At 40.5% G+C, this 1984-nt stretch carries 2 protein-coding genes and 1 pseudogene; 1 reads left to right on the forward strand and 2 read right to left on the reverse strand.

Annotated features, from left to right (window positions below):
- On the forward strand, window positions 1-97 hold a 97-nt coding region (locus C1642_RS08745), incomplete at its 5' end, for an IS3 family transposase (protein WP_139020505.1).
- A gap of 299 nt (window positions 98-396) precedes the next feature.
- On the opposite strand, the gene C1642_RS08750 is transcribed toward C1642_RS08745, so the two are convergent.
- Together C1642_RS08750 and C1642_RS08755 are read right to left on the reverse strand one after the other, a co-directional pair.
- Complete coding sequence (locus C1642_RS08750) at window positions 397-1743, reverse strand: OprD family outer membrane porin (RefSeq protein WP_103236210.1); 1347 nt, start codon at window positions 1741-1743, stop codon at window positions 397-399.
- Between the two features lie 78 nt (window positions 1744-1821).
- Window positions 1822-1984, reverse strand: a pseudogene (locus tag C1642_RS08755) (MFS transporter); the annotation flags it as partial.

Raw genomic sequence — 1984 nt, forward strand, 5'->3', positions numbered from 1 at the left:
AGAATACATTCATTATTATAATCATGAGAGAATCAAGGTGAAGCTACAAGGTTTATCCCCTGTACAATATAGAAACCAGTTTATAAAAACTGCTTAACTAACTGTCCAACTTTATGGGGGCAGATCATCCTACCGCAAAGAAAAGGGACGCAAGGGTCTAACGACTTATAGTGAAACTATAACCCGCCATGGATCTACGGTCTGCTAAAACCGACTGGCAATGTAGGCCAGCGGGACCATAATAATCATAAGTTTTTAATAGGTCAATTCAATTTAAATAAAATATTATAAAAATTTTAAATATAAATTTATATTTTAATTAAACTCAAAAGTTAATCGATTTAAATCGTTAAATTAATAAAAATAATAAAGCTAAACTAAACGTTTAGCCTGCTCTTAAAATGTATAACGGTAATTAATAAATACACGGTGTTGGTCCCAATCTTTACGGGTCATACCATTTATTTTTTCACCTAGGTTTGCATTTTCAAACTTTGACTCATAATGCAAAAATGAATAACGCACATCTAAGTTTTTTACCCACGGCAAGGCATAACTCACCGTAAAGTCAAAGTAACGCTCTTTACCCTCAATATCACTGCTAATGTTACTTTGGTGAGCGCCAAAGCCATAAATATACTTCGCTTCGGTTTTTAAACCTTTCACGTAGTCTTTCCAGTTATATTTCAAGCGAAGGGCAACGGCGGTTTCATCATTATTGGTAAAGTCAGGGCCAATGGTCGCAGAGGTCGGAAACGGGTTGGTGCCGTGATCTTGCGTTAAAACCGAGTTGCGGGCGGAGTGTACGGCAAAGTTATCTTCAATCCAAAAACCATCAAACTTAGAAACGGCAATGCCACCTTCAAGGTTATTTTTGGCCACATTTACATCGACAAAATAACCATTGCCACGGTTGTTAATGTCTTGGCCTTTGACACAGTCCAGCTCGGTTTCGGCACCACATTTAAACAGCTTGCCATCATCACGTGAGAAAAAAGCCCCTGTGTTAAATGTCCACACAAGGCCATGCAAAGGTAATTTATATTGAGCAATCGCCCCGTACTTTTTTAAATAATCTTTGCTATTTAAATATTCGGCATTCAAGCTCCAGTTTTTGTACTGATACTTGGCACCAAGCAAACCGACATAATCAATTCGTTCGTCATTTTCAGTCACCAGTTTTTCAAAAGAGTCCATGCTGCGCGGTTTCCAGCGGTCATAGTAGGCTATGTAAGTCTGTAGCTGATCATTCAGTTGAAACTGCCCACTCGCACCCGAAAAAGTGTCGGGCACCGCGCGGTTATTGGTGCTTTTAAGTAACAATGAATCTTGCAACTGACGGCCTAATTTAATTTCGCCTTTATCGCCTAGTTTTGCTTTGATATAGAGCTGTCCTAAAGTCGCAAAGTTTTGATCAAGCTTGCCGTTATTTTCGACCTCTAAAAGCTGAGCGCTCGGTTTGCCAGAGTCAAATAACTTGGTGACTGCATAGAGTGAACCATCTACTCCAAGCCAGTCCCACATGTACGGTGACTGATAATTTAACTCAAGCCCTAAGGCACTTTGTTCATATTCACTCGACGGAGGCGAAGGGTTGGCAAGCGTGGGGTGGGCAGTGCCTTCATCGTTCCAGTAACGGGTGTTGAGTTTTAATTCTAACTTGCCAAATTGTTGAGGAAGCTCTGCATACGCGTTGCTCACACTACCTAAACCAATACAGCCCCATAGCAAATATTTATTCATTTTAAATTCCTTTTTTTAGCATGAATAAGCCCTTTGCCTAACGCTGAGGTTAGGCAAGCTTTTTATGAAATGGATGAATTAAGGAGAGAGTTTTTCGAGCACTTGGCCTTTGGTTTCAATGGCAAACAAGAAGGTTACAAGCCCACCAATGAGTGCCACAACAGCCAGCACACTAAACACATATTGAATACCGTAACCACCAACCACCAGACCCACCATAACAGGCCCAATTGCAGAGCCG

Origin of the sequence: Acinetobacter sp. AKBS16, assembly GCF_002899995.1 — a bacterium.
Taxonomy (GTDB): Bacteria; Pseudomonadota; Gammaproteobacteria; order Pseudomonadales; family Moraxellaceae; genus Acinetobacter; species Acinetobacter baumannii.